Source organism: Paracoccus suum (assembly GCF_003324675.1).
GTDB lineage: Bacteria > Pseudomonadota > Alphaproteobacteria > Rhodobacterales > Rhodobacteraceae > Paracoccus > Paracoccus suum.
Map to the genome: position 1 here is coordinate 1,484,171 of NZ_CP030918.1, position 23,466 is coordinate 1,507,636.

The window sequence follows — 23,466 nt, forward strand, 5'->3', positions numbered from 1 at the left end:
CTTCACCCCCCGGGTTCGGCGCTCGCAAGCGCAATGCCGGCTTCCTTGATCATCTTGTCGAGCAGCGGGAAGAAGTAGTTCTCGCCCACGTAACCTTCCAGCCGGCCGACCTCCTTGCCATCCTGCAGGAGAATGAAGGTTGGCGTGATGTTGGGCCTTCGCGCAAGCGCTATCCCGTCGGGCCAGGGTCCGTTGATCTCGACCCGGCGCAGCGGGGCGGTCTTGCCTTCTGTGGTCAGCGGATATTGCGGCATGATCTCGTGATGCCAGGCTTCGCAATAGATGCAGCCCTTTTGCTCGACCATCAGCAGTTCGACCGGGCCGATCACCTGGTCTGTCGAGGCTGCTTGAACGGGCGCCGCATCGCCGACCGCGGGGGGCACAGGGGTCTGCGCCGCGCCCGCGAGCGGGCCGCAGAGGGCAAAGGCGAGGGTCAGGGCAGTGAGTGCAGTAGGGCCGTTCATCAAGGGTCTTTCCGCCGGATTGGCCTCGAAGGAAGCTCTGTGTTTCTCGTGGAAACATAGGTGCCGCTGGCCTGCGCTGCAACGTAGGGATGCGAATCCAGACAGTACGGCGGCCCGGATGTTGCGGATGTGGACTGTGTACACATCGCGAATCAGGCATTTATTACTTGCGCAGGACGCGCCGTTTGGGGCTTACTGCCGCGCAGGGAGCATATGCATGGGAAAGCGCGTCATGAATCGGCCAATCTCCGTGTCCGTCTCTGTCCTTGGGGCGATCGCGTTCTGCACCGTCGGGGCGGCCTTTGCCGCCGAAGTGACGCCGCAGACCGTTGCCTTCGCAGAGGATGGCTCGATCGCCGAATCGCTGACGGGAACGCCTGGCGATCCGGCAGCCGGCGCCAAAACCATGGTCGAGCGTAGCCTCGGCAACTGCGCCGCATGCCATGTCATCGGCACCATGCCGGACGTGCCGTTCCAGGGCACCATAGGCCCGGCCCTCGATGGCGCGGGCGACCGTTATTCCGAGGCGCAGCTGCGCGGCATAGTTGCCGACGCCAAGCACACCTTCCCCGACAGCATGATGCCCAGCTTCTTCAAATCCACCGGCTTCATCCGTCCGGGCGAGGGCTTCACCTCCAAGCCCGCGACCGAACCAGTCAAGCCGTTGCTGACCGCCCAGCAGGTTGAGGATATCACAGCCTACCTGCTGACCATGAAATGAAGACTGTGAGGGAGTTACTATGATCGACCGACGTGAGGTTCTGACCTCGGCGGTGGTGGCCGCGGCGCTGGCCGCCGTGCCGCTGCGGGCCTTGGCCCAGACTGCCGCGGCACCCGCTGCGGCGCCGGCCGCCGCTGCTGCACCCGCTGCTGCCGCAGCCCCCGCCGCCGACGCCAAGACCGCCGACCAGCTGATCGCCGACTTCACCGGAGGGGCCGAGGCCGCTGAAGGTGGAATCACCCTGACTGCCCCGGAAATCGCCGAGAACGGCAACACCGTGCCGATCTCGTTCGACGCGCCCGGCGCGACGTCGGTCCTTCTGGTTGCGTCCGGCAACCCCTCGCCGGAAGTTGCGACCTTCAACTTTGGCGAACTGGCCGGCAGCCAGGCTGCTTCGACGCGTATCCGGCTGGCCACGACCCAGGACGTGATCGCCGTCGCCAAGCTGCCCGACGGCAAGTTCGGCAAGGCCACCTCGAACATCAAGGTGACCATCGGCGGCTGCGGCGGCTGATCGTCATCACGAAGGATATCATTCATGGATAACGTCAAACCCCGCGTCCGCGTGCCCAAAACCGCCAAGAAGGACGAGGTCATCACGATCAAGACTCTGATCTCGCATCCGATGGAATCGGGTCAGCGCAAGGACAAGGATGGCAAGCTCATCCCGCGCGAGATCATCAACCACTTCACCGCGACCTTTAACGGCAAGCCCGTTGTCGACGTCGCGCTGGAGCCGGCGATCTCGACCAATCCCTACATCGAATTCGACGTGAAGATCCCGGAATCGGGCGAGTTCGTTTTCACCTGGCAGGACGACGACGGCTCGACCTACGAGGACAAGCAGTCGATCGAAGTCGCCTGAGAAACCTACCTGTGCAGGCGGCCGAGAGGCCGGCTGCATCCTGCACTGAACAACGACAGCCCACGCAGCCGGGCGCCATGCTTCGGGCCATGCCCACACGGAGGACACGACTATGAGGAACGCGATCCGGCTCGCCGCCACTCTTGGCTGCGCCTTCGCTATGGCGGTGCCGGCGCTGGCCGTGACCGAACCCGAAAGCGCCCCGCCAATCGTCATCAACGGGGGCGAGATCGAGCTGCCGACCAGTGCGCCGGCGCCGGAGTTTCTGAAGGGCGTGTTCGACACCATCTATTCCGGCTGGCTGTTCCGCGATGCGGACACCCAGGCGATGCAGACCGACGATTTCTCGAACCCCGGCATGATCTTCGTCGACCAGGGCGTTGACCAATGGTCCAAGGTTGATGGCACCGAGGGCAAGTCCTGCGCCGACTGCCACAAGGACATCTCGAGCATGAAGGGCGTGCGCGCCTCGATGCCCAAGGTCAATCCCGACGCCAAGGAGCTGTGGTCGGTCGAGAACTACATCAACGCTTGCCGCACCGAGCGGATGGGCGCCGAGCCGTGGGAATGGTCCAGTGCCCCCATGGAGGCGATGACGCTGGCGATCTCGCTGCAGTCGCGGGGCGAGCCGGTGAACGTCAAGATCGACGGCGATGCCGCCCCCTACTGGGAGCAGGGCAAGGAAATCTACTACACGCGCTACGGCCAGCTGCAGCTGAGCTGCGCCAACTGCCACGAGGATCACTACGGGGACATGATCCGGGCTGATCACCTTAGCCAGGGCCAGATCAACGGCTTCCCGGTCTATCGCAACAACGGCGCCGGTGTCGTATCGATCCACGAGCGTTTCTCGGGCTGTATCCGCGATACCCGGGCCGAGCCTTTCAAGCAGGGCAGCCCCGAGTTCCGCGCCCTGGAGCTCTACGTCGCCTCGCGCGGCGCGGGCTTGCCGGTCGAAGGCGCCAGCGTCCGCCACTGACAGTTGATTCCGCGCGTGCCAACAGGGCACGCGCGGTTTCCTTTTTTTGATAGTTGCAAATATCTTTATATGAAGGGACAGGGCCAATGATCAGCCGTCGTGGTTTCATGCAGGCGTCTCTGGCTACCTCGGCGCTGCTCGCGGGTTTGGGCGTGACCAACCCCATGCGCGCCTTTGCCCAGCAAAAGCTGACACAGGACCAACTGCTGCAGTTCGATGATTTCGGCAATCTGACGCTGATCCACATCACCGACTGCCATGCCCACATCAAGCCCGTGTACTTCCGCGAGCCCGAGATCAACATCGGCGTCGGCGACGCCGCCGGACGGCCGCCGCATGTCGTGGGCGAGGCGTTCCTCAAGATGTTCAACATCGCCCCGGGCAGCCCCGAGGCCTATGCCCTGACCTATCCCGACTTCGAAGCCCTGGCGAAAAGCTATGGCAAGATGGGCGGCTTTGACCGCATCGCCACGGTGGTCAAGGCGATCCGCGCCGCGCGTCCTGACAGCATCCTGCTGGACGGCGGCGATACCTGGCACGGCAGCTACACCAGCTACGAAACCAAGGGCGAGGACATGGTCAAGGTCATGAACCTGCTGGGTTCAGAGGCGATGACCGCGCACTGGGAGTTCACCTTCGGCACCGACCGCGTCAAGGAATTGACCGAGATGATGGACCAGCCGCTGCTGGGCGCCAATATCTTCGACGTCGAATGGGATGAGCCCGCGTTCGAGCCCTACAAGATCTTTGAAAAGGGCGGCGTAAAGGTCGGCGTGATCGGACAGGCGTTCCCGTACTTGCCGATCGCCAACCCCAAGTGGCTGTTCCCCGAATACAGCTTCGGCATCCGCGAAGAGCGGATGCAGGCCGTCGTCAACGAATTGCGCGACACCGAAAAGGTCGATCTGGTGGTCTGCCTGTCGCACAACGGCTTTGACGTGGACCACAAGATGGCCGGCCGGGTGAAGGGCATCGACGTGATCCTGTCGGGCCACACCCATGACGCCATCCCCGAGCCGGTGCTGGTCGGCGAGACGATCATCATTGCCTCCGGCAGTCACGGCAAGTTCATCAGCCGCGTCGATCTCGACGTGCGCGACGGCCGGATGATGGGCTTCCGCCACAAGCTGATCCCGATCTTCTCGGACGTGATCGAGCCGGATGCCGAAATGACCGCGTTGGTCGACGAGGTGCGCGCGCCCTACGTCGAGAAACTGGACGAGGTCGTGGGCCACACCGACTCGCTGCTGTACCGCCGCGGCAATTTCAACGGCACCTGGGACAACGTCATCCTCGACGCGCTGATGTCCGAGCGGGACGCCGAGATCGCGCTCTCCCCCGGCGTGCGCTGGGGCGCCAGCCTGCTGCCGGGCGAGATCCGGCGCGAGGACGTCCATTCGGTCACGACCATGACCTATGGCCAGGCCTACCGCACCGAAATGTCCGGCGAGACGCTGAAGACGGTCATGGAGGATGTGGCCGACAACATCTTCAACAAGGACCCCTACTACCAGCAGGGCGGGGACATGGTCCGCGTCGGCGGCATGGGCTTTACCATCGACCCGCGCGGCGAGATGGGCGGGCGCATCAGCAACATGACCTTCCTCAAGGACAACAGCCCGATCGACCCGGCGCGCAATTACGTGGTCGCGGGCTGGGCCTCGGTCAACGAGGGCACCGAAGGCCCGCAGATCTGGGACGTGGTCGAGGAATACCTGAAAAAGCAAGGCACCGTGTCGGCCGCACCCGCGACCAACATTGCCGTCACGGGACTATAAAGGAGGTCCGCAATGGACGATCTGACTATAGCTAAGGCCGCCGGGCTAAGCGGACGCATCGGCAGGCGCGGATTTCTGCGATCCGGCCTGGCGGGCGGCGTCGCCGCTGGCGCGCTGCTGGGCAGCGCGGCGGCCCGCGCGCAAGAGGCGCCCCCCGGCCCCGATCCGCTGATCACCGAGGTCCAGGACTGGGCGCGCAGCCTTGGCGACGGCGTCGATGCCGTGCCCTACGGCATGCCGATCGAGTTTGAATCCGACGTCATCCGCCGCAACGTGTCCTGGCTGACCGCCGACACAACCAGCAGCATCAACTTCACCCCGATCCACGCGCTGGACGGCACGATCACGCCTCAGGGCTGCGCTTTCGAGCGTCACCATTCGGGCGCGATCTCGCTGGCAAAGCCTGACTACCGCCTGATGATCGACGGCCTGGTGGACCGCCCCCTGGTGTTCTCGTACGAGGACCTTGAGCGGTTCCCGCGGACCTCGGGTGTGTATTTCCTGGAATGCGCCGCCAACACAGGCATGGAATGGGCGGGTGCCCAGCTGAACGGCTCGCAGTTCACGCACGGCATGATCCATAATATGGAATACATCGGCGTCCCGCTGAAGACGCTGCTCGACGAAGCCGGCATCAAGCCCGAGGGCAAATGGGTCTATGTCGAGGGCGCCGACGCCTCCTCGAACGGCCGCTCGATCCCGATGGAAAAGGCGCTCGCCGACTGCCTGGTGGCCTTCAAGGCCAATGGCGAGGCGCTCCGCAAGGAGCATGGCTATCCCGTCCGGCTGGTCGTGCCGGGTTGGGAAGGCAACATGTGGGTCAAGTGGCTGCGCCGCATCGAAGTCACCGATGCCGCCGTCGAGAGTCGCGAAGAGACCTCGAAATACACTGATACGCTGGCCGACGGCGTCACCCGCAAGTGGACGTGGGTCATGGACGCGAAGTCGGTCATCACGGCGCCGTCGCCGCAGATGCCGATCAAACATGGCAAGGGTCCACTGGTCATCACCGGCCTCGCCTGGTCGGGTCGCGGCGCGATCAAGCGGGTCGACGTCTCGGTCGATGGCGGCAAGACCTGGCGTGAGGCCCGTCTGGCCGCGCCGGGCGTCGCGATGGCGGTCAGCCGGTTCTACCTCGACCATGATTGGGACGGCAGCGAGATGCTGCTGCAGTCGCGGGCGATGGATGACACCGGTTATGTCCAGCCGACCAAGGACGCGCTGCGCGCCATTCGCGGCGTCAATTCGGTCTATCACAGCAATGGTATCCAGACCTGGTGGGTCAAGCCGACGGGAGAGGCTGAAAATGTCGAAGTTTCCTAAGCTTCTGTTCCTCGGCGCGATGCTGGCACTGCCGGCCTCGGTGAGTGCCCAGACCTTCGGCCTCGGCCGGCCGGCGCTGCCGGAGGAGATCGCGGCCTGGAACGTGCGCGTGATGCCCGACGGCCGCGGCCTGCCCGACGGGCAAGGCAGCGTGGAGGATGGCGAGTCGCTGTTCTCGGACCGCTGCGCCATGTGCCACGGCGAATTTGCGGAGGGTGCCGGCCGTTATCCGGCGCTTGCGGGCGGCGAGGGCACGCTGGCCAATGACGATCCGGTAAAGACCGTCGGATCGTTCTGGCCGCACCTGTCGACCGTGTTCGACTATGCCCACCGCTCGATGCCGTATGGCGATGCGCAGTCACTGACGCCGGACGAAACCTACGCAATCGTGGCCTACATCCTCTACTCCAACGATCTGGTGGACGATGATTTCGTCCTGTCGAAGGACAATTTCCTCGACGTGAAATTGCCCAACGCGGACGGGTTCATCGAGGACGACCGCGATGCGAAGGAACTGCCCGAATTCTCCAAGGAGCCGTGCATGGACGGCTGCAAGGAGAAGGTCGAGATCACGATGCACGCGTCGAACCTGGACGTGACTCCGGGCGAGGCGGACGACGGCGACGCCGGTGCCGTCTCGCTGGAGGGCGGCGCAGCGCCGGCAGGTGAGGCCGCTGCCACCGACGCCGCGCCTGCCGATGCGGCAACCCCGGCGGATGCTGCCGCCCCGGCCGAGCCTGCTGCTCCCGCCGCGCCTGCCGACGCTGCTACGGCCGCTGAGGCTCCAGCCGCTGATGCGGCCGGCGCGCCTATTGGGACTGCGGCCGATCCCGAGCCCAAGCCGGCAAGCCCCGAGGCGGTCGATCCCGGCGCGGCGCAGATTCCGGCGACGCCGGAGGCCCCGGCGGCAAAGGAAACTGGCGACGCCGACAGCTCGGCAGCTGCTGCTGCGCCTTCGGAGCCGGCCGCCGCCCCGGCAGAGCCCGCACCGGCTGCCCCGGCGGCTGATGGCGCGGCCCCCGCTGCCGCTGCGGCCCCTGCTGCTGCCGCGCCGGCTGAGGCTGCCGCGGCCGCACCGGCTGCGGACCCGGAGATGATCGCCGCTGGCGAGAAGGTGTTCGGCAAGTGCAAGGCCTGTCACAAGGTGGGCGAGGGCGCCAAGAACGCTGTCGGCCCGCAGCTGAACGGCATCGTCGGGCGGCAGGCCGCGACGGCCGAGGGGTTCAAATACTCCAAGGCAATGGCTGACGCCGGCGCCGGGGGCCTCGTCTGGGACAGCGCCGCGCTGCACGGCTATCTCGCGGATCCCAAGGCCTACATGCCCGGCAATAAGATGAGCTTTGCCGGCCTGAAAAAGCCCGCCGACGTCGATGCCGTGGTCGCGTACCTGGCCTCGCATCCCTGAAAATCCGGGCGCGGCAGCAATGCCGCGCCCGATCCTCGTGCACGCCGGGCATGGCGGTTTGGTAGAAGCCGGGTCATGATCTGACCATGAGGCACATCATGCTGGACCTTCTGCCCGACCGCGACGCGCTCTACCGCGCGCTTGTGGATCGCAACCCGAAATTCGAAGGGCGTGCGCTGGTTGGCGTGACCACCACCGGCATTTTCTGCCGCCTGACCTGTCCCGCCCGAAAGCCCCTGCCCGAAAACTGCCAGTGGTTCGCCGCCCCGGCCGAGGCGCTTGCCGCGGGCTTTCGCCCCTGCCTGCGCTGCCACCCGCTGGTCCCGGCCGAGGCTGATGGCGACCCGACCATCCGCCGCCTGACCCACGCACTGTCGGCCGACCCTGCCAAGGTCTGGACCGAAGCAGATGTCGCCGCCCTCGGCCTCGACCCCTCGACCGTGCGCCGCGCCTTTCGCCGCCATTTCGGCATGACCTTCCTCGAGCTATCGCGGCAGACCCGCCTGCGCGGCAGCGTCGCCCGGATCGGCCGGAGCGAGCCGGTGATCGAGGCGCAGTTGGATGCCGGTTTTGATAGCGCCTCGGGCTTTCGCGCCGCCTTTGCCCGGCTGTTTGGCCATCCGCCCGCGGCGATGCAGGCTGCAGATGCCGGGCTGATGGCCGACTGGATCGACACCCCGCTGGGCGGCATGATCACCGTCGCCGACAATCGTAGCCTGCATCTGCTGGAGTTTGTCGGCCGCCGGGCGCTGGGGACCGAAGTGCGGCGCCTCTCCGACGGGGCAGGCGGGCGCATCGGCGTCGGCCGCACCGCCGCCATCGACCGGACCGAAGCCGAACTGGCGCGCTATTTCGCAGCCGAGGCGGCCGAGTTCACCGTCCCCCTGGTCCTGCACGGCACGCCGTTTCATCGTCAGGTGTGGGCGGCCCTGCAGGAAATCCCGCCGGGGGAGACCGTCAGCTATGGTGCGCTGGCCCAGAAAATTGGCCGGCCTACCGCCAGCCGCGCCGTTGCGCGTGCCAACGGCGCCAACCAGATCGCGATCATCATTCCCTGCCACCGCGTGATCGGCGCGGATGGCAGCCTGACCGGCTATGGCGGCGGTTTGTGGCGTAAGCAGATGCTTATCGATATCGAGCGGCGTCTTGGGGGACGCCAGACGGCCTAGTCGGGGGGCCGGAGGTGGCGTCAGGCGGCCGTCGCGTGCGGGCCGCCGGCGTCGGTGTCGCGGCCGCCCCAGGGACGGGCGAGCAGGCGCGACCAACGCGGCGCGGCGCGGGTGGGCAAGTGCCGGCGCAGCAACCACAGCGGCAGCGCCTCAGGCTGGCGCAACGCGGCGGCATAGAGTTCGAACAGGCCATCGCGCAAATAGGGCGACCAGTGCGAGTAGCGTTGCGCCTGCCCGCTGATCGGAAAGCCCATGCTTTTCAGCGCGGCCAGGGTGTCGGATGCGTCAATCTGGAGGTCAAGCCAACGGTCGGTGCGGCGCGACAGTCCAAAGCCGAGCGCCGGGCGCCGTCCGGCTGACAGCGCGATTTCCATTGCGAAATCATAAAGATCGTTCTCGCGGCTGGTAACGTTGATTACCTCGGCCAGCTGCCCGGCGGGGCTGGCGATGGCGACCTCGGCGCGGTCGCGCATCTCGGCGGCGGCCAACAGGATCAGCCGCCCAGCGGCGCCGGGGGCAGTGTGGCCCAGCGCCTCTAGCGCGACGCGCGCGCCCAGCGAGTGGCCGATCATCGCGACCGGCCGGCCGGCCGCGGAGGCCAGGGCCTCGACCAGCGGACCCAGATCGGCGCCCGCCGCAGCGGCTTGACCGTAGGCGGTGCGCAGCCTGCCGCGCGCCTCCCAGCCAAAGGCGACGGCCAATCCCTCGCGCGGATCATCGGCGTTGCCAAAGCCTAGGGCGCGCGGCCAGGAAACCGCACGGCGGCAGTCGGCGGGCGGGTGCAGGCCCAGGATGTGGTTGTGCGGGTCGTGGATCGAATGCGGCGAAAACCGGTAGCCGTGGATCATCACCACGATCGGCGCCCCGGCCGGAAGCGCGGCCGCGATCTGCCAGGTCCGTTCGGGTGGGGCTTCGCCTGCATTAACAACGACCAGCGCCATGCCAGACCGTCCTTTCCCAGTAATTGCGGGCAATGTGCCGGATGGTCGCGACAGCCGGATGTCCGCTGGGTTACATGAAGGTGACGCCCGCGCGCGCTCGCCGGTTCCCGCGTCGCTGCTGCGCGAAAAACTTGCAGCAGCATCTGCGGCCCGCTAGGGACAGGCGGTCCCCCATGAGGCCCGCCATGACCGACAGCCCCACCGAACGTGATCGCAAATCCATGGGCCGCCAGACCCGCGCGGTCCATGCCGGCGCGCGCCGCAGCCAGTATGGCGAGCTGGCCGAGGCGATCTTCATGACGCAGGGCTTTCTCTACGACTCGGCCGAGCAGGCGGAAAAGCGGTTCCTGGGCACCGGCCCGGACGAGTTCATCTATGCCCGCTACGGCAACCCCACCTCGCGCATGTTCGAGGACCGGATCGCCAGCCTCGAAGGGACCGAGGATGCGTTTGCGACCGCCTCGGGCATGGCCGCGGTCAACGGCGCGCTGTTCGCCTATCTGCGGCCCGGTGATCGCGTCGTTTCCGCGCGCGCGCTGTTTGGCAGCTGCGCCTATGTTCTTGACCTGCTGGCGGGGTATGGTGTGCAGGTCGACTGGGTCGATGGGCTGGACCTGGCCCAGTGGCGCGCGGCGCTGGCGCAGCCGGCCAAGGCCGTCTTCTTTGAGAGCCTGTCCAACCCGACGCTGGAGGTGATCGACCTTCCGGCCGTCGCGGCGCTTGCCCATGAGGCGGGCGCGCTGGTCATGGTCGACAACGTTTTCGTGACCCCGACATTCTCGCGCGCCGTCGAACAGGGCGCCGACGTGGTGATCTATTCGGCGACCAAGCACATCGACGGCAGCGGCCGGGCGCTGGGCGGGGTGATCTGCGGCACCCGCGATTTCGTGCGCGGCATCGCCGAGCCCTATCTGAAGCATACCGGCGGGGCCATTAGCCCGTTCAACGCCTGGATCATGCTGAACGGCCTCGTGACCATGGATCTGCGGGTCCGCGCACAATGTGCCAGCGCGGCGGTGATCGCGCAGGCGCTATCCGCGCGCGGCGATGTGCGGGTGATCTATCCCGGCCTTCCCGAGCATCCGCAGCACGATGTCGCGATGAAGGTCATGGGCACCGGCGGGACGATGATCGCGCTCGACTTGCCGGGCGGCAAGGAGGTGGCGTTCCGCGTGCTGGACGCGCTGCAGGTCATCTCGCTCAGCAACAACCTGGGCGATGCGCGCTCGATCGTAACGCACCCCGCGACCACCACCCATCAGCGCCTGGCGGACGAGGCGCGGGCGCGCCTGGGGATCGGTCCCGGCCTGTTGCGCCTCTCCATCGGGCTGGAGGATACGGCAGACCTGCTGGCCGACCTCGAATCGGCGCTGGCGGCGGCCTAAGCGCCGCCCCCTCGCTTTTCGACCGCACCTACCCCATATCCCTTGCGAGCATTATCCGAGGTGCCGCGATGAATGACACGCGAGAGATCACCGCGACCTATCCCGTGCTTCGGCGCGATTACCCGGCCGACTTCGTGGTCGACGACGCCTATCGCGCGGGCCTGCCGGACCTGCAGAATGGCCCCGCCAGCCTGATCGTCGGCGCGCGCGCGCCGATCCAGCACGTCGGGATCTCGAACTTCCGCCTGCCGATCCGCTACCAGACCAAGTCCGGCGGCGAGATGACGCTGGAGACGAGTGTTACCGGCACCGTCAGCCTTGAGGCGGACCGCAAGGGCATCAACATGAGCCGCATCATGCGCTCGTTCTATGCCCATGCCGAAAAGCAGTTCAGCCTGTCGGTGCTTCAAGCCGCGCTGGACGATTACCGCGCAGATCACGAAAGCCTCGGCGCGCGGATCATGATGCGACTCAGCTACCCCGAGCGGGTGCTTTCGCTGCGCTCTGGCCTTGAGGGTTGGCAGTATTACGACATTGCCATGGAACTGGTCGAGCAGGCAGAGCGCCGGTTGCGGATACTGCACCTTGACTACGTCTATTCATCGACCTGCCCCTGCTCGCTGGAATTGTCCGAACACGCGCGGGCCCAGCGTGGCCAACTGGCGACGCCGCATTCGCAGCGCTCGATCGCGCGCCTGTCGGTGGTCATGCAGGGCGAGGGCAAGCTGTGGTTCGAGGACATGATTGCGCTGGCCCGGCGCGCCATCGCGACCGAGACTCAGGTCATGGTCAAGCGCGAGGACGAGCAGGCCTTCGCCGAGCTTAACGCCGCCAATCCGATCTTTGTCGAGGACGCGGTGCGCGCCTTTGCGCAGCAGTTGCAGGCCGAACCGCGGGTCGGCGATTTCCGGGTGGTCGCGAGCCATCAGGAATCGCTGCACTCTCATGATGCCGTCAGCCTGCTGACCGAGGGGCCCACCTTTGCCCAGGTCAGCCTCGACCCGCTTGGGTTCGCGGGCCTCAGCGCCTGACCCAGGGCGCACGGGCTGCCGCGCGCCGATATTTCCTTTGTCCTTCGGCTTGAAGGCTCGGTGCGCCGCCCTATCTGGGACAGGTGGACCGGGCCCCTCTGGCGGCGCTTGCCGTGATGTCGGCCACGCTAAACGCGGCCGCGTGCGGCTGCCGAACGCACACAGAGAGGGGTCATGGAACCTTCATTGCTCGGAACGATGTTTCTGGGTCAGCCCGCATGGATGTGGCTGACCTTTCTGGCTGCGGTCGTGGTCTTGCTGGTCTTCGATCTCGGCATCCTCAACCGCGGCAACCGCGAGATCGGGGTGCGCCGCAGCCTGTCGCTGTCGGCCATGTATATTGCCCTCGGCGTCGGTTTCGGCGGCTTTGTCTGGTGGCAACTGGGGCAGGAACGCGCCCTCGAATACCTGACCGGCTTCGTGGTCGAGAAATCGCTGGCGATGGACAACGTGTTCGTCATTGCCATGATCTTTGGCGCGCTGGCGATTCCGCGCGCGCTGCAGCACCGCGTGTTGTTCTGGGGAATCCTCGGGGTCATCGTCCTCCGCGGCATCATGATCGGTGTCGGCGCGACGCTGGTGGCGCGCTACGAATGGATCCTGCTGGTCTTTGCCGCCTTCCTAATCTTCACCGGCGCGCGAATGCTCTGGTCCGACGATCATGAGACCGACCTTTCCAAGAACCGGGTGTTTAATTGGTTGCGCCGCAACCTGCGCATCACCAACCGCCTGCATGGCGAGCGCTTCTTTGTGCGCCGCGCCGACCGCAATGGCCGTCGCCACCTTTATGCCACGCCCCTGTTCCTGGCGCTCGCGATGGTCGAGGTCGCGGACGTCATCTTCGCGGTCGACAGCGTGCCGGCGATCTTTGCCATCACCACCGACCCCTACATCGTCTATACCAGCAACATCTTTGCCATCCTGGGACTGCGGGCCCTGTATTTTGCGCTAGCTGCGATCATCCACCGCTTTGCCTACCTCAAGCAGGCGCTGGCGGTGCTGCTGGTATTCATCGGCGGCAAGGTGTTCGTGGCCGAGTTCATGGGTATCGAAAAGGTGCCGCCGGTCGTCTCGCTGGGCGTGACCTTCGTCATCCTCGCCGCGGGGGTCGGATATTCGCTGTGGCGCACGCGCGAAGATCATGCCACGCCCGGGGTGAACAAGGCGTGAACACGGCCTTCCCACATGCCCCGGACTAGCCTATGTTCGGGGCATGAGCGGATATGACGACAACGATGCCTTCGAGGCGGCGGTAGCCGCGGCCCAAGCCCCGCGGGTGCCCTTGTCCCAGCGGGCGACGGGGGTCGCGGCCGCGCGTCCGGCCGCCGATTACATGGCCGGTCTCAACGCTGCCCAATGCGCGGCGGTCGAGGCGCTGGACGGGCCCGTCCTGCTGCTGGCGGGCGCCGGCACGGGCAAGACCCGCGCCCTGACCACCCGCATCGCCCATCTGATCGCCATGGGCCGCGCACGCCCGGGGGACATCCTGGCGGTGACCTTTACCAACAAGGCCGCGCGCGAAATGAAAGAGCGCATCGCCCGCCTGATGGGCGAGACAGTCGAGGGGATGCCATGGCTCGGCACATTTCACTCGATCAGCGTCAAGATCCTGCGCCGCCATGCCGAACTGGTCGGCAGCGGGACGATGCACCTGAAGCCCAGCTTCACCATCCTCGATACCGACGATCAGCTGCGCCTGCTCAAGCAACTGATCGCGGCCGAGAATATCGATGAAAAGCGCTGGCCGGCGCGGATGCTCGCCGGGCTGATCGACGGCTGGAAGAACCGGGCGTTAACCCCCTCGCGCGTGCCCCCGGGCGAAAGCCACGCCTATGACGGCCGAGGCGCAGCGCTGTATGCTGCCTATCAAGAGCGGCTGATTGCCCTCAACGCGGTCGATTTCGGTGATCTGCTGCTGCATTGCGTGACCATCTTCCAAGCCCATCCCGACATACTGGCGCGCTGGCAGCAGCGGTTCAGCTATATCCTGGTGGACGAGTATCAGGACACCAATGCCGCCCAGTATCTGTGGTTGCGGCTGTTGGCGCAGGCGCATCGCAATATCTGCTGCGTTGGCGATGACGACCAGTCGATCTATGGCTGGCGCGGGGCCGAGGTCGGAAACATCCTGCGCTTCGAGCAGGATTTCCCCGGCGCGCAGGTCATCCGGCTGGAGCAGAACTATCGCTCGACCCCGCATATCCTCGCCGCCGCCTCGGGGCTGATCGCGTCCAACAAGGGCCGCCTCGGCAAGACCCTGTGGACCGAGGCCGAGGGAGGTGAGCGCGTGCGCCTGATCGGTCACTGGGACAGCGAAGCCGAGGCGCGTTGGATCGGCGAGGAGATCGAGGCTTTTCACGGCGGCCACCGCGCTGCCGTCGGCAAGCGCGACCTGAACGACATTGCGATCCTCGTGCGCGCCACCCACCAGATGCGCGCTTTCGAGGACCGCTTCCTGTCCATCGGTCTGCCCTATCGCGTCATCGGCGGCCCGCGCTTTTACGAGCGCCAGGAAATCCGCGACGCGCTGGCTTATTTCCGCCTCGCCGTGAGCCCGGCCGACGATCTGGCGTTCGAGCGGGTGGTGAACGTGCCCAAGCGTGGCCTTGGCGAAAAGGCGGTGCAGACCATCCAGCGTGAGGCCCGCGAGCGCGGGCTGTCGCTGCTGGAGGGGGCGGCTGCCGCCGTGCAGGCCGGGGCGCTGTCCGGCAAGGCGGCGGCTGGGCTGCGCGAATTCGTGCAGGGCATGGGCCGCTGGCATGCCGATGCCATCGACAGTCAGTCCAGCCATGTCGAGCTGGCCGAACGGATCCTCGACGAATCGGGCTATACCGCGATGTGGCAAAACGACCGCTCGCCCGACGCCCCCGGCCGCCTCGACAACCTCAAGGAACTGGTCAAGGCGCTGGAAGGATTCGAGAACCTTCAGGGTTTTCTGGAACATATCGCGCTGGTCATGGACGCCGCCGAGGGCGAGCAGTCCGACGAGGTCAGCATCATGACCCTGCACGCCGCCAAGGGGTTAGAGTTTCCGGTCGTATTCCTGCCCGGTTGGGAGGACGGCCTGTTCCCCTCGCAACGCAGCATGGACGAGAGCGGGCTGAAGGGCCTCGAGGAGGAGCGGCGGCTCGCCTATGTCGGCATCACCCGGGCCGAAGACCTGGCGACCATCAGCTTTGCCGGCAACCGGCGGATGTATGGCCAGTGGCAGTCGTCGCTGCCCTCGCGCTTTGTCGATGAGTTGCCCGAGGATCATGTCGAGGTGCTGACCCCGCCTGGCCTTTATGGCGGCGGCTTCGGCGCGGCGATGGCGCAGGCCGGCACGACCTCGATGCACGAGCGCGCGGCCCGGGCCGACGTCTACAACTCGCCCGGCTGGAAGCGGATGCAGGACCGCGCCGCCGAGCGCGCCGCGCCGGTGCATCGCACCCCGATCGTGATCGATGCCGAGCCGGGCGCGCGCTTTTCAGTCGGTGACCGGGTCACGCATCCCAAGTTCGGCGAGGGCGAGATCATGGGCATCGCCGAAGATACGCTGACGGTCCAGTTCGAGGCTGGCTTCAAGACCGTTAAGGCTGCCTATGTGCAGATGGCAGGCGAGGTCGGCGATGACGTTCCGTTCTAGCGGTCGGCTACCCGTTCAGGCGATGCAGGCAGTCAGCCGCGCCGCTTCCTCCGCCAGCCCATAGGGCGGGTTCACGACGAACATCCCCGAGCCGATCATGCCGTGGCCTTCGCGAGCCGGCGGAAAGGCCAGTTCGTGGCGCAGGGCGTCGGGGTGCGCGGCGGCAAGACTGTCCAGCATCTCGGCATGACGGGCTTCCGCCAGAAGTGGGTACCACAGCGCGATCACGCCGACATTCCACTTGCGGGCGATGCGGTCGACAAAGGCGGGCATGCGGGCGTAGTCCGCCTTGACCTCCCAACTCGGGTCGATCAGCAGCAGCCCGCGCCGCGGCTCGGGCGGGGCCAGGCGATTTGCCATGGCAAAGCCGTCCTCGAGATGCACATGCGCGCGGCGGCCCATGGTGCGGTTCAGGGCCTCGGCCTCGGCCGGGTGCAGTTCGGCCAAGTGGATCGGATCGGTGCGCCGCAACAGATGCGCGGCGATCATGGGCGAGCCGGGATAGGCAGTCGCGCCATGCTGCGCGCGGGTGGCGGCGATGGCCCGGGCCAGCGGGTGATCTACGGCCAGCCAACCGCGCGCCAGGGCGCGGGTTATGCCAGCCTCGGCCTCGCCGGTCCGGAGGGCCTCGGGGCCGGCCAGGTCATACAACGCGCGCCCGGCATGGGTTTCCAGATAGCTGAGCGGTTTTGGCTTGACTGTCAGGTAGTCCAGCATCCACGCCAGCAGCGCATGCTTGTGGAGATCGGCGGCATTTCCGGCGTGGTAGGCATGTTGATAGGACAGCATATCCCGCCTTACCCCCTTGCACGGCAAAGAAAAAGCGGCGGCGTCTGGGGGAGGACCAGACACCGCCGCTAAACGCTGATCCGGGGGGAGGACCCGGGCCGCGTAGAGCCGCGACACCGGCCTATGGGGGGAGGGGCCGGGGTCGCTTGGGTGCCGGACCTCAAGGGGGGAGATCGGTCCGGCGGCACCGGCTTCAGGGGGGAGGACCCTTCAACCGGCGATCTTTTGAGCGGCTACCCCTACAAGGGGGAGGAGTGGGGCGCCGCCCATGCCCCGGTCCAAGGGGGAGGAGAGTGGACCGGGAAAACTGTTCAGAGGGCGAGGCCGTCGGCGGCGTCGCGGGCAACCTGCCGGATCGAGCCACGGCTGAGGCCGAGGTCGGCGAGGTCGCGATCGCTCAGCGCACCAAGCTCACGCACTGTCTGGCGATAGATCGAACGACGTGCACGGGCGACCCGCAGGTTCTCGAGCATGACGCTGACGCGCGAGGCGACGCCATGCTGGGCGGTGTGGGCGATATTCTGGTCAAACGCGGACATTGGAGCGGACTTTCAAGTAAAGTTCTGCAGGCTGGCGTTGCCCTCGGGCTTGCTGCTGCGTTGGATCATAGATGGCCTATTTGCTGCAGCTGCACAATGCCCGTTCAGGCAAAACAGATATGCATTTCACGCACAAACACTGCGACAAAATGCAGCACGGCCTATCGAAATTGTTATTGAACCGCTCGGTTCCGTCACTATTCCTTCACAAGCCATGCAATTAACGCAACGTCAGGTGTACCTGTTGCTGCGTTGCGGCATGGGGTCGAGTGCGCGCCGTTTGCGCCCCTGCACTTGTCGTTGTCGGGCCATGGGCACAAGATCGTCCTGAACAGATGTAGGGGTGCGACATGACGATCAGCCGCGACGAGGTGATGGCCGTGCTTGATCAGATCGCGGTCGAAGGGGGCGGCACGCTCGCCTCGCGTGATCTGGTGCGCGCACTGTCCGTAGAGGGCGGCGCGGTCCGCTTTGTGATCGAGGTGCCAGACGCCGCGGCGGCAACCGCCATGCAACCGGCCGAGGCCGAGGCCCGCGCCCGGCTAGAGGCGCTGGCGGGCGTTTCGCAGGTCAGCATTGTGACCACCGCCCCTACCGTGCGCGAATCCGGACGCGGCGCGGCGCCCGACCTCAAGATCGGCCGCCACCCGACCCCGCAGACGGGTCCCGAGCCCGTGCCGGGCGTCGGTCGCATTTTGGTCGTCGGCTCAGGCAAGGGCGGGGTCGGCAAGTCGACGCTGACCGCCAACCTCGCCGTTGCTCTGGCGCGGCAGGGGCGGCGGGTGGGGCTGCTGGACGCGGACATCTATGGCCCGTCGCAGCCGCGCATGATGGGCGTATCTGGTCGGCCCGAGGCGCCGGACGGCAAGACCATGCAGCCGCTAGTCGGGCATGGCGTCAAGGTGATGTCGCTTGGGCTGCTGGTGCCCGACGGGCAGGCCATCGTCTGGCGCGGCCCGATGCTGATGGGTGCGATGCAGCAGATGCTGGGGCAGGTGGCCTGGGCCCCGCTGGACGTGCTGCTGATTGACCTGCCGCCGGGGACCGGCGACGTGCAACTGACGCTGTGCCAGAAGACTCGACTGGACGGCGCGATCATCGTCTCCACCCCACAGGACGTGGCCCTGATCGACGCGCGTCGCGCTGTGGACATGTTCCGCCGCCTCGGCACCCCGATCCTCGGCCTGGTCGAGAACATGGCCAGCTACTGCTGCCCGAACTGCAACCACGTCACCCACCCCTTCGGCCACGGTGGCGTGCGCGACGAGGCGGCCCGCATGGGCTCGCCCTTCCTGGGGGAGATCCCGCTGGACCTGGATGTGCGGATGTCGGGTGACCGCGGCGTGCCGGTCGCGGCAGGCGAGGGACCGATTGCCGATGCCTATGCGCATCTGGCGCGCGGGCTGATTACTTCAGGTGCCGCGTAAGCCCGGAGGGCTACCGGTTCGCCTCTGGTACGACAACTTCGTCGGCGCGGGCGAGGCCCAGTACCTCGCGCGCCTGCTGGTCCAGGAGTTCCAGGTCGAGATAGTCGTTCGACAGCCGCCGAGTCAGGTTCGCCATGCGATCCACCTCTGCCTGCAGGCGGTCACGCTCGGCCTCCAGCTCACGGGTCTCGGCGTCCAGCTGGACGCGCCTCAGGATGCCCGACGGGCCCTGCACCGCAGCGAAGGCGAAGTAGAGCCCCATCAGCAGCATGAGGGCAAAAATCACGAGGGCGCTGATCGATAGGCGGGACTGGGTCATGGGCCTGCGTCTGTCTGGTTGAGGCCATCATGCCACGCCGAGGTCGGGCGAGAAAGTAGGCGCTGAAATGATTCGTGCGGCGCATTCCTGGTCCGAAAAGCACGTGTAAAGCGGCAAAAATCCACAACCGGAAATTGTATCTACTTATCGCTTTGAAAGTACATTCGTGCTAAAATAGTTTGTCTCGAAAATGTCTAAAGCCTTGAGTTGAGCTTGCTTGCCACTCCCTGACCCCATCGCCACGCAATCTCCGGAAGAGCCAAAGGGACCATTTCCCCTCGGCTTGGCGGCTCATGCAGGAGGCTATGATGACGACAGGACCCGCGCAAATCGCCTATGGCGGATTTCTCGGTTTATTGGGCAGCGCAAGCGACATCGATGCGACGATCAACGTCGATCAGAGCGCCGGCGCGCAGAACATCTCGATTGAATTTCACCGTTCGCTGCTTGGCGCGATCTTGCCCGATCCGCTGAACACCGAATGGGACCTGTACACCCTGACCGAGGTTTCGGACCCGGGGAACGTCGGCTCTGCCGTCCTCGGTAACGGCACGGGCGATACGGACGCCCTGCAGCCTGACGGGACGAGCCTGACCAACCGTAACGACTGGCAGCACGACACCTTCAAGTTCACCTTCGACACCTCGGCCCAGGCTTGGAAGGACTTGGCCATCGGCGAGAGCCTGACGGTCGAATACCGGGTCGACGCGGTAGAATATGGTGCCATCGGCGGCGGCACGGATGAGTTGACCATCAAACTGACCTTCGTGAAGACCTGCTTCACTGCAGACAGTTTGATCCTCATGGCCGACGGGACCGAGCGCCGCGCCGGTGACATCAACGTCGGGGACATGATCGCGACCGTCGACAATGGCGCGCGCCCTGTGCGCTGGGTCGGCAAGACGGTCGTCGCAGGTGCCGAGCTGGAGCACTTCCCCAGCTGGAAGCCGGTCATTATCCGCGCAGGTGCGCTGGGCGGCGGCCTGCCGGCGAGCGACCTGCAAGTCTCGCAACTGCACCGGGTCGTGGTGCGCGGCGCGGTGGCGCGGCAGCATTTCGACAGCAATGAGGTGCTGGTCGCCGCGCGCTTCCTGACGGCGCTTGACGGGGTCGAGATCGTCGAGGACGCCAGCCACGTCGACTACGTCCACTTCATGTTCGACCGCCACGAGATCATCACCGCCAACGGTGTGCAGAGCGAAAGCTTCTGTGTCTCGCCGCTGTCGCGCAACCAGGTGGGCGCGGCCCAGCTGGTCGAGCTGGAAGCCTTTTTCCCCGACCTTGCGGCGATCGTTCGCACCGGCCGGCAGGATCTGGTTCGTCCCGTCGCGCGCGGCCCGCTGGCCGAAAAGATCATCGCGGGCCACCGGACCCAGGGAATCGCGCTGCAATAACAGCTGCCAGCCTCGGCTGGCCTGTTGATGAAACGAGGGCTGCCCGGGGGCGTGGACCGGGCAGCCATTCGCTTTGGAGGCTGACGGCAATGCCATGTCGCGCAACCGACAAAGTGCACGATCAGGCTTACCCAAGGGGTCGGCCTGATGACTTCCGAACTGATCTTTTGCGAGGAGAATCAGCATGAACGTACAACCCGAAGGGACTTCCACTGGCCGGGACGCCATCATTGGCCGTTTGCCGGGTGATCCGCCGTTCGGCATGCCCGAGGCGCAGGCCGAGACCTGCGCCACCGTACGTGACATGCTATATCTCGCCGCCCATGACAGTGCCTTCTCGCAGCTCACCGGGCTGCGGCTGGTCGAGATGCTGACCCATCACGCCGCGAACGAGCAGGTGATCCTGCTACGCAGGGGCGAATACCCAGTCGCTTTCGGCATCTGGGCGCGGATGTCCGAGGAAGCGCTGCGCAAGCTTATGAACAAGGGCTACGAGGCACTGGAGGCGGCGGACCTCGCAAGCGGCGACAAGATCGTCATGGTCGGCATTTGCGCGCCGTGGCGGCGCGAGGATTTCGACTTCATCTTCACGCGAAGCGGCAACACCCTCGACGACGGCTCGGGCGAGGGCGGCTGGTATCTGGTGCTGCCGGCCGTCAAGAACATGCGCAAGCGCCTGACCCGCTTCAGGCGCACCAGCCCGACCAGCGGCGTGTTGGAGGAGGCCCGACTGTAACTTGGAAATGCCGGGAGGCGATGCTCCGGCGTCGCCCGCCACTGTGGCCCGCGACGTACCTGAAGACGCAAGCTCTAGCTCGCCAAGGCGGGGCGCGACGCTGCCAACTCAGCCCGCGTGCAACAGCCGGTGCAGGACCAGGGACATCACCTTGGCGCTCTCCTCCATGTCCTGCACGCCGATCCATTCATCCGGTTGGTGCGCGAGGTCCAGAACACCCGGACCATATGCAATGCAGTTCTTCAGCTTGCCGATGCGGTCGATATGCTTTTGATCGTAGGTGCCGGGGCTGACGACATACGCGGCCTCACGACCCAGCACCGTTTCGATGGCGGCGGCGGTGGCGGTGACAACTGGAGCGTCGCGATCGGTCATTGAGGGGATCACCTCGAACAGATCGCGCACCTCGTAGCGAAAGGTCGGGCGCTCGGCGCGCACACGCTCCAGCAGAGCTGTAACCTCGCGCTTTACCTCGGTGAGGTCCTCCTCGATCAGATAGCGGCGGTCGATCACGATGCGGCAGCGGTCGGGCACACAGGCGGACGGCAGGCCGGTGTAGTCCTCGGCCTGCTCCACCGCGCCGCCGTGGATGCTGTTGATGTTCAGCGTGCTGGACCGGGCGCCATCCGGGATCACCGGCATCGCCGTGCGGCGGCTGGCGAGCAGCGGTATCAGGTTCGCCTCGATCTCGGCCAGCACGGCACCCATGTGGCGGACGGCGCAGTCGCCCAGGAAGGGCATCGAGCCATGGGCGATCCGCCCCTCTGTCTCGATCTCCGCCCACCAGACACCGCGATGGCCGAGGCAGATGCGGTCCTTGTGCAGCGGCTCGGGGATCAGGACGTGCTGGACACGGTCGAAATGGCCCTGCTGGGCGAGATAGGCGACCCCGCCAAAGCCGCCCGATTCCTCGTCGGCGGTGGCGCTGATCTCGATGCTGCCGGCGAAGTCGGGACAGGCGGCAACGAACGCCTCGGCGGCGATGATGCTGGCGGCGAGGCCGCCCTTCATGTCGCAGGCGCCGCGGCCATAGATGCGCCCGCCATCCTCGTCCGTCAGCTCGCCCCCGAACGGATCGCGGGTCCAGCCGTGGCCGACCTCGACCACGTCGTGATGGCTGTTGAAATGAACGCAGTCACCGGACCCTGTGCCCTCGCGCCGCGCCACGATATTCCAGCGCGGATAGGCCTCGCTGTCACCGGGCGCGCCGACCGCCCGGATCAACTGGCAATCCCACCCCTGCGGCGCCATGCGTGCCGCGATAGCGTCGCAGATATCGCGGTAATGCAGCCCCGGGGGGTTCAGCGTCGGGATGCGGATCAGCTGTTGCGTCAGGGCGATCAGCTGGTCGCGGCGGGATTCGATCTGGGAAAAAAGGCGGTCCATCGCATGACGCTAGGTGCGGCGCGCAGACTGTGCAAGGAACCCCCTGCGCGCACATCGTGTTCGGTGCTGAAGCGCTGACGCCGCGCCATTTTTCAAGGGGACCCCATGGCATCGTTGGACCAGCAGATCGTCGAAAGCCAGCAGCAGGTGGCCGAGACGCAGCGCAAGCTGAGCGAGCTTGGCAACCGCTTTGACCAGGCCGCCGCCAGCCAGACCGAGGCCGGCACCGGCATCGACGTCGCCACCGCGACGCTGGAGGATGTGAACCGCCACACGCAGGTGATGAACGCCAATATCGCCGAGCTGATCATGGGGCTGGACGATATCACCTCGGGCTTTTCCAAGGATTTCGAGGAGATGCGCTCGAAAACCGGGTGGGAGAGCTTTGTTGGCATGTTCGCCCGCGGCAAGTCCGAGGCGATGCGCCAGGAACGCCTGCGCACCGCCAGCATCGACGACAAGCTGCAGGATCTGATCGGCAAGTCCGACGTGATCACCCGGCTGCTGCAAGGCCAGCTGGACCAGCTTAACGAGCAAAAGGCCAAGGTTGAGGCGAACCTGTCCCAGACCCTGACCGACCGCGAGACCACGGTCGACACGCTGGAGACGCTGCGCGAGCAGATCAAGGCGATGGACCCGCAACTGATCGAGCTCGAGGGCAAAGTTGCCAGCACCACAGACCCCAGCGACCGTACCCGGCTGGAGAGCGAGTTGGCGCAGGCCAACGCCCGCCACAACGCGCTTGTGCAGGACGAGCAGGTCGCCCTCGCCAAGTCGCAGACGCTCGAACGCTATATCGAGGCTGGCAAGACCTGGGTCGACAGCCTTCAGAACCAGGCGGCCACGCAGATGGTGCTGATCAACAAGCTGCAGACCGACACCCGCCAGCGGGTGGTGCTGTACGACGCTCTGACCAAAAGCCTCAAGACCGCGCAGCAGCAGGACATTGCCCACCGCATCAACGAGATCGGGGTCAAGACCGACCAGGAGGCGCAGGCCCAGATGGCGGCTATCGGCACGGCCACCAACAGCCGGATGGCCGACATGCTGGAGGCCCATGGCGAGCATATGGTGTTCGCCCGCAAGGTGCTGGAGGAAAAGCAGAAAGCCGACGAGCGCTTTGCGCGCCGCTTTGCCGAGATCGTCGAAAAGCACGACAAGAACCTTTATGGCGGCTGACGGCGGCCGGG

At 66.0% G+C, this 23,466-nt stretch carries 22 protein-coding genes; 16 read left to right on the forward strand and 6 right to left on the reverse strand.

Annotation, left to right across the window (positions count from 1 at the left end; translation table 11 throughout):
- Window positions 1-2: 2 nt before the first annotated feature.
- Window positions 3-464, reverse strand: coding sequence for a thioredoxin domain-containing protein (locus DRW48_RS07255; RefSeq protein WP_241963410.1), 462 nt, complete (start codon window positions 462-464; stop codon window positions 3-5).
- 232 nt (window positions 465-696) lie between these two features.
- On the opposite strand from DRW48_RS07255, the gene soxX reads away from it, so the two are divergent.
- From soxX to DRW48_RS07300, 8 genes are all read left to right on the forward strand, one after another.
- On the forward strand, window positions 697-1,185 hold the full coding sequence (gene soxX, locus DRW48_RS07260) for a sulfur oxidation c-type cytochrome SoxX (RefSeq protein ID WP_114077429.1): 489 nt from the start codon (window positions 697-699) through the stop codon (window positions 1,183-1,185).
- Between the two features lie 19 nt (window positions 1,186-1,204).
- A complete protein-coding gene (soxY, locus tag DRW48_RS07265; RefSeq protein ID WP_114075828.1) occupies window positions 1,205-1,699 on the forward strand; it encodes a thiosulfate oxidation carrier protein SoxY in 495 nt (164 codons plus the stop codon).
- Between the two features lie 24 nt (window positions 1,700-1,723).
- Window positions 1,724-2,050: a thiosulfate oxidation carrier complex protein SoxZ gene (soxZ, locus tag DRW48_RS07270; protein WP_114075829.1), complete on the forward strand. Its 327-nt coding sequence runs from the start codon at window positions 1,724-1,726 to the stop codon at window positions 2,048-2,050.
- A 112-nt stretch (window positions 2,051-2,162) separates the two neighbouring features.
- Window positions 2,163-3,029 carry a sulfur oxidation c-type cytochrome SoxA gene (gene soxA / locus DRW48_RS07275; protein WP_241963411.1) on the forward strand — a complete coding sequence of 289 codons (867 nt, stop codon included), beginning with the start codon at window positions 2,163-2,165 and terminating at the stop codon, window positions 3,027-3,029.
- A gap of 86 nt (window positions 3,030-3,115) precedes the next feature.
- On the forward strand, window positions 3,116-4,807 hold the full coding sequence (gene soxB, locus DRW48_RS07280) for a thiosulfohydrolase SoxB (RefSeq protein ID WP_114075831.1): 1,692 nt from the start codon (window positions 3,116-3,118) through the stop codon (window positions 4,805-4,807).
- A gap of 12 nt (window positions 4,808-4,819) precedes the next feature.
- Window positions 4,820-6,130, forward strand: a complete 1,311-nt coding sequence (gene soxC / locus DRW48_RS07285) for a sulfite dehydrogenase (RefSeq protein ID WP_114075832.1) — start codon at window positions 4,820-4,822, stop codon at window positions 6,128-6,130.
- Window positions 6,114-7,535 carry a c-type cytochrome gene (locus tag DRW48_RS16535; protein ID WP_422385754.1) on the forward strand — a complete coding sequence of 474 codons (1,422 nt, stop codon included), beginning with the start codon at window positions 6,114-6,116 and terminating at the stop codon, window positions 7,533-7,535. Before soxC ends, DRW48_RS16535 begins: the two co-directional genes overlap by 17 nt.
- A gap of 98 nt (window positions 7,536-7,633) precedes the next feature.
- Window positions 7,634-8,704 (forward strand): bifunctional transcriptional activator/DNA repair enzyme AdaA, encoded by a 1,071-nt coding sequence (locus tag DRW48_RS07300; protein ID WP_422385755.1) that lies wholly within the window; start codon window positions 7,634-7,636, stop codon window positions 8,702-8,704.
- Window positions 8,705-8,724: 20 nt separating this feature from the next.
- On the opposite strand, the gene DRW48_RS07305 is transcribed toward DRW48_RS07300, so the two are convergent.
- On the reverse strand, window positions 8,725-9,645 hold the full coding sequence (locus DRW48_RS07305) for a lipase family protein (protein WP_114075833.1): 921 nt from the start codon (window positions 9,643-9,645) through the stop codon (window positions 8,725-8,727).
- Window positions 9,646-9,830: 185 nt separating this feature from the next.
- Between DRW48_RS07305 and DRW48_RS07310 the strand changes: the two genes are divergently transcribed.
- From DRW48_RS07310 to DRW48_RS07325, 4 genes are all read left to right on the forward strand, one after another.
- Entirely contained in the window at window positions 9,831-11,030 is a 1,200-nt protein-coding gene (locus tag DRW48_RS07310; RefSeq protein ID WP_114075834.1) for an aminotransferase class I/II-fold pyridoxal phosphate-dependent enzyme, read from the forward strand.
- Between the two features lie 68 nt (window positions 11,031-11,098).
- Window positions 11,099-12,061 carry a GTP cyclohydrolase FolE2 gene (gene folE2, locus DRW48_RS07315; protein WP_114075835.1) on the forward strand — a complete coding sequence of 321 codons (963 nt, stop codon included), beginning with the start codon at window positions 11,099-11,101 and terminating at the stop codon, window positions 12,059-12,061.
- A gap of 174 nt (window positions 12,062-12,235) precedes the next feature.
- Window positions 12,236-13,231 (forward strand): TerC family protein, encoded by a 996-nt coding sequence (locus tag DRW48_RS07320; protein ID WP_114075836.1) that lies wholly within the window; start codon window positions 12,236-12,238, stop codon window positions 13,229-13,231.
- Between the two features lie 43 nt (window positions 13,232-13,274).
- Window positions 13,275-15,686 carry an ATP-dependent helicase gene (locus DRW48_RS07325; protein ID WP_114075837.1) on the forward strand — a complete coding sequence of 804 codons (2,412 nt, stop codon included), beginning with the start codon at window positions 13,275-13,277 and terminating at the stop codon, window positions 15,684-15,686.
- Window positions 15,687-15,701: 15 nt separating this feature from the next.
- On the opposite strand, the gene DRW48_RS07330 is transcribed toward DRW48_RS07325, so the two are convergent.
- Window positions 15,702-16,475: a 23S rRNA (adenine(2030)-N(6))-methyltransferase RlmJ gene (locus tag DRW48_RS07330; protein ID WP_114075838.1), complete on the reverse strand. Its 774-nt coding sequence runs from the start codon at window positions 16,473-16,475 to the stop codon at window positions 15,702-15,704.
- 311 nt (window positions 16,476-16,786) lie between these two features.
- The gene (locus DRW48_RS07335) at window positions 16,787-17,014 is read right to left on the reverse strand and encodes a DUF1127 domain-containing protein (protein ID WP_114075839.1); all 228 of its coding nucleotides are present in this window, start codon (window positions 17,012-17,014) and stop codon (window positions 16,787-16,789) included.
- A gap of 350 nt (window positions 17,015-17,364) precedes the next feature.
- Between DRW48_RS07335 and DRW48_RS07340 the strand changes: the two genes are divergently transcribed.
- Entirely contained in the window at window positions 17,365-18,441 is a 1,077-nt protein-coding gene (locus DRW48_RS07340; protein WP_114075840.1) for an Mrp/NBP35 family ATP-binding protein, read from the forward strand.
- A gap of 10 nt (window positions 18,442-18,451) precedes the next feature.
- Here DRW48_RS07340 and DRW48_RS07345 read toward each other — a convergent pair whose 3' ends face one another.
- A complete protein-coding gene (locus DRW48_RS07345) occupies window positions 18,452-18,760 on the reverse strand; it encodes an FtsB family cell division protein (protein WP_114075841.1) in 309 nt (102 codons plus the stop codon).
- Window positions 18,761-19,068: 308 nt separating this feature from the next.
- Here DRW48_RS07345 and DRW48_RS07350 point away from each other — a divergent pair, with 308 nt between their 5' ends.
- The gene (locus DRW48_RS07350; protein WP_162784698.1) at window positions 19,069-20,154 is read left to right on the forward strand and encodes a Hint domain-containing protein; all 1,086 of its coding nucleotides are present in this window, start codon (window positions 19,069-19,071) and stop codon (window positions 20,152-20,154) included.
- Window positions 20,155-20,338: 184 nt separating this feature from the next.
- Complete coding sequence (locus tag DRW48_RS07355) at window positions 20,339-20,890, forward strand: toxin-activating lysine-acyltransferase (protein ID WP_114075843.1); 552 nt, start codon at window positions 20,339-20,341, stop codon at window positions 20,888-20,890.
- A gap of 108 nt (window positions 20,891-20,998) precedes the next feature.
- On the opposite strand, the gene DRW48_RS07360 is transcribed toward DRW48_RS07355, so the two are convergent.
- On the reverse strand, window positions 20,999-22,276 hold the full coding sequence (locus tag DRW48_RS07360; protein WP_114075844.1) for an acetylornithine deacetylase/succinyl-diaminopimelate desuccinylase family protein: 1,278 nt from the start codon (window positions 22,274-22,276) through the stop codon (window positions 20,999-21,001).
- A gap of 105 nt (window positions 22,277-22,381) precedes the next feature.
- Here DRW48_RS07360 and DRW48_RS07365 point away from each other — a divergent pair, with 105 nt between their 5' ends.
- Window positions 22,382-23,455: a coiled-coil domain-containing protein gene (locus DRW48_RS07365; protein WP_114075845.1), complete on the forward strand. Its 1,074-nt coding sequence runs from the start codon at window positions 22,382-22,384 to the stop codon at window positions 23,453-23,455.
- The last annotated feature ends 11 nt before the right edge of the window (window positions 23,456-23,466 follow it).

Coding starts and splice junctions, on each gene's coding strand:
- DRW48_RS07255 (WP_241963410.1), bottom strand. CDS start 464: ATGAACGGCCCTACTGCACTCACTGCCCTGACCCTCGCCTTTGCCCTC.
- soxX (WP_114077429.1), top strand. CDS start 697: ATGAATCGGCCAATCTCCGTGTCCGTCTCTGTCCTTGGGGCGATCGCG.
- soxY (WP_114075828.1), top strand. CDS start 1,205: ATGATCGACCGACGTGAGGTTCTGACCTCGGCGGTGGTGGCCGCGGCG.
- soxZ (WP_114075829.1), top strand. CDS start 1,724: ATGGATAACGTCAAACCCCGCGTCCGCGTGCCCAAAACCGCCAAGAAG.
- soxA (WP_241963411.1), top strand. CDS start 2,163: ATGAGGAACGCGATCCGGCTCGCCGCCACTCTTGGCTGCGCCTTCGCT.
- soxB (WP_114075831.1), top strand. CDS start 3,116: ATGATCAGCCGTCGTGGTTTCATGCAGGCGTCTCTGGCTACCTCGGCG.
- soxC (WP_114075832.1), top strand. CDS start 4,820: ATGGACGATCTGACTATAGCTAAGGCCGCCGGGCTAAGCGGACGCATC.
- DRW48_RS16535 (WP_422385754.1), top strand. CDS start 6,114: ATGTCGAAGTTTCCTAAGCTTCTGTTCCTCGGCGCGATGCTGGCACTG.
- DRW48_RS07300 (WP_422385755.1), top strand. CDS start 7,634: ATGCTGGACCTTCTGCCCGACCGCGACGCGCTCTACCGCGCGCTTGTG.
- DRW48_RS07305 (WP_114075833.1), bottom strand. CDS start 9,645: ATGGCGCTGGTCGTTGTTAATGCAGGCGAAGCCCCACCCGAACGGACC.
- DRW48_RS07310 (WP_114075834.1), top strand. CDS start 9,831: ATGACCGACAGCCCCACCGAACGTGATCGCAAATCCATGGGCCGCCAG.
- folE2 (WP_114075835.1), top strand. CDS start 11,099: ATGAATGACACGCGAGAGATCACCGCGACCTATCCCGTGCTTCGGCGC.
- DRW48_RS07320 (WP_114075836.1), top strand. CDS start 12,236: ATGGAACCTTCATTGCTCGGAACGATGTTTCTGGGTCAGCCCGCATGG.
- DRW48_RS07325 (WP_114075837.1), top strand. CDS start 13,275: ATGAGCGGATATGACGACAACGATGCCTTCGAGGCGGCGGTAGCCGCG.
- DRW48_RS07330 (WP_114075838.1), bottom strand. CDS start 16,475: ATGCTGTCCTATCAACATGCCTACCACGCCGGAAATGCCGCCGATCTC.
- DRW48_RS07335 (WP_114075839.1), bottom strand. CDS start 17,014: ATGTCCGCGTTTGACCAGAATATCGCCCACACCGCCCAGCATGGCGTC.
- DRW48_RS07340 (WP_114075840.1), top strand. CDS start 17,365: ATGACGATCAGCCGCGACGAGGTGATGGCCGTGCTTGATCAGATCGCG.
- DRW48_RS07345 (WP_114075841.1), bottom strand. CDS start 18,760: ATGACCCAGTCCCGCCTATCGATCAGCGCCCTCGTGATTTTTGCCCTC.
- DRW48_RS07350 (WP_162784698.1), top strand. CDS start 19,069: ATGACGACAGGACCCGCGCAAATCGCCTATGGCGGATTTCTCGGTTTA.
- DRW48_RS07355 (WP_114075843.1), top strand. CDS start 20,339: ATGAACGTACAACCCGAAGGGACTTCCACTGGCCGGGACGCCATCATT.
- DRW48_RS07360 (WP_114075844.1), bottom strand. CDS start 22,276: ATGGACCGCCTTTTTTCCCAGATCGAATCCCGCCGCGACCAGCTGATC.
- DRW48_RS07365 (WP_114075845.1), top strand. CDS start 22,382: ATGGCATCGTTGGACCAGCAGATCGTCGAAAGCCAGCAGCAGGTGGCC.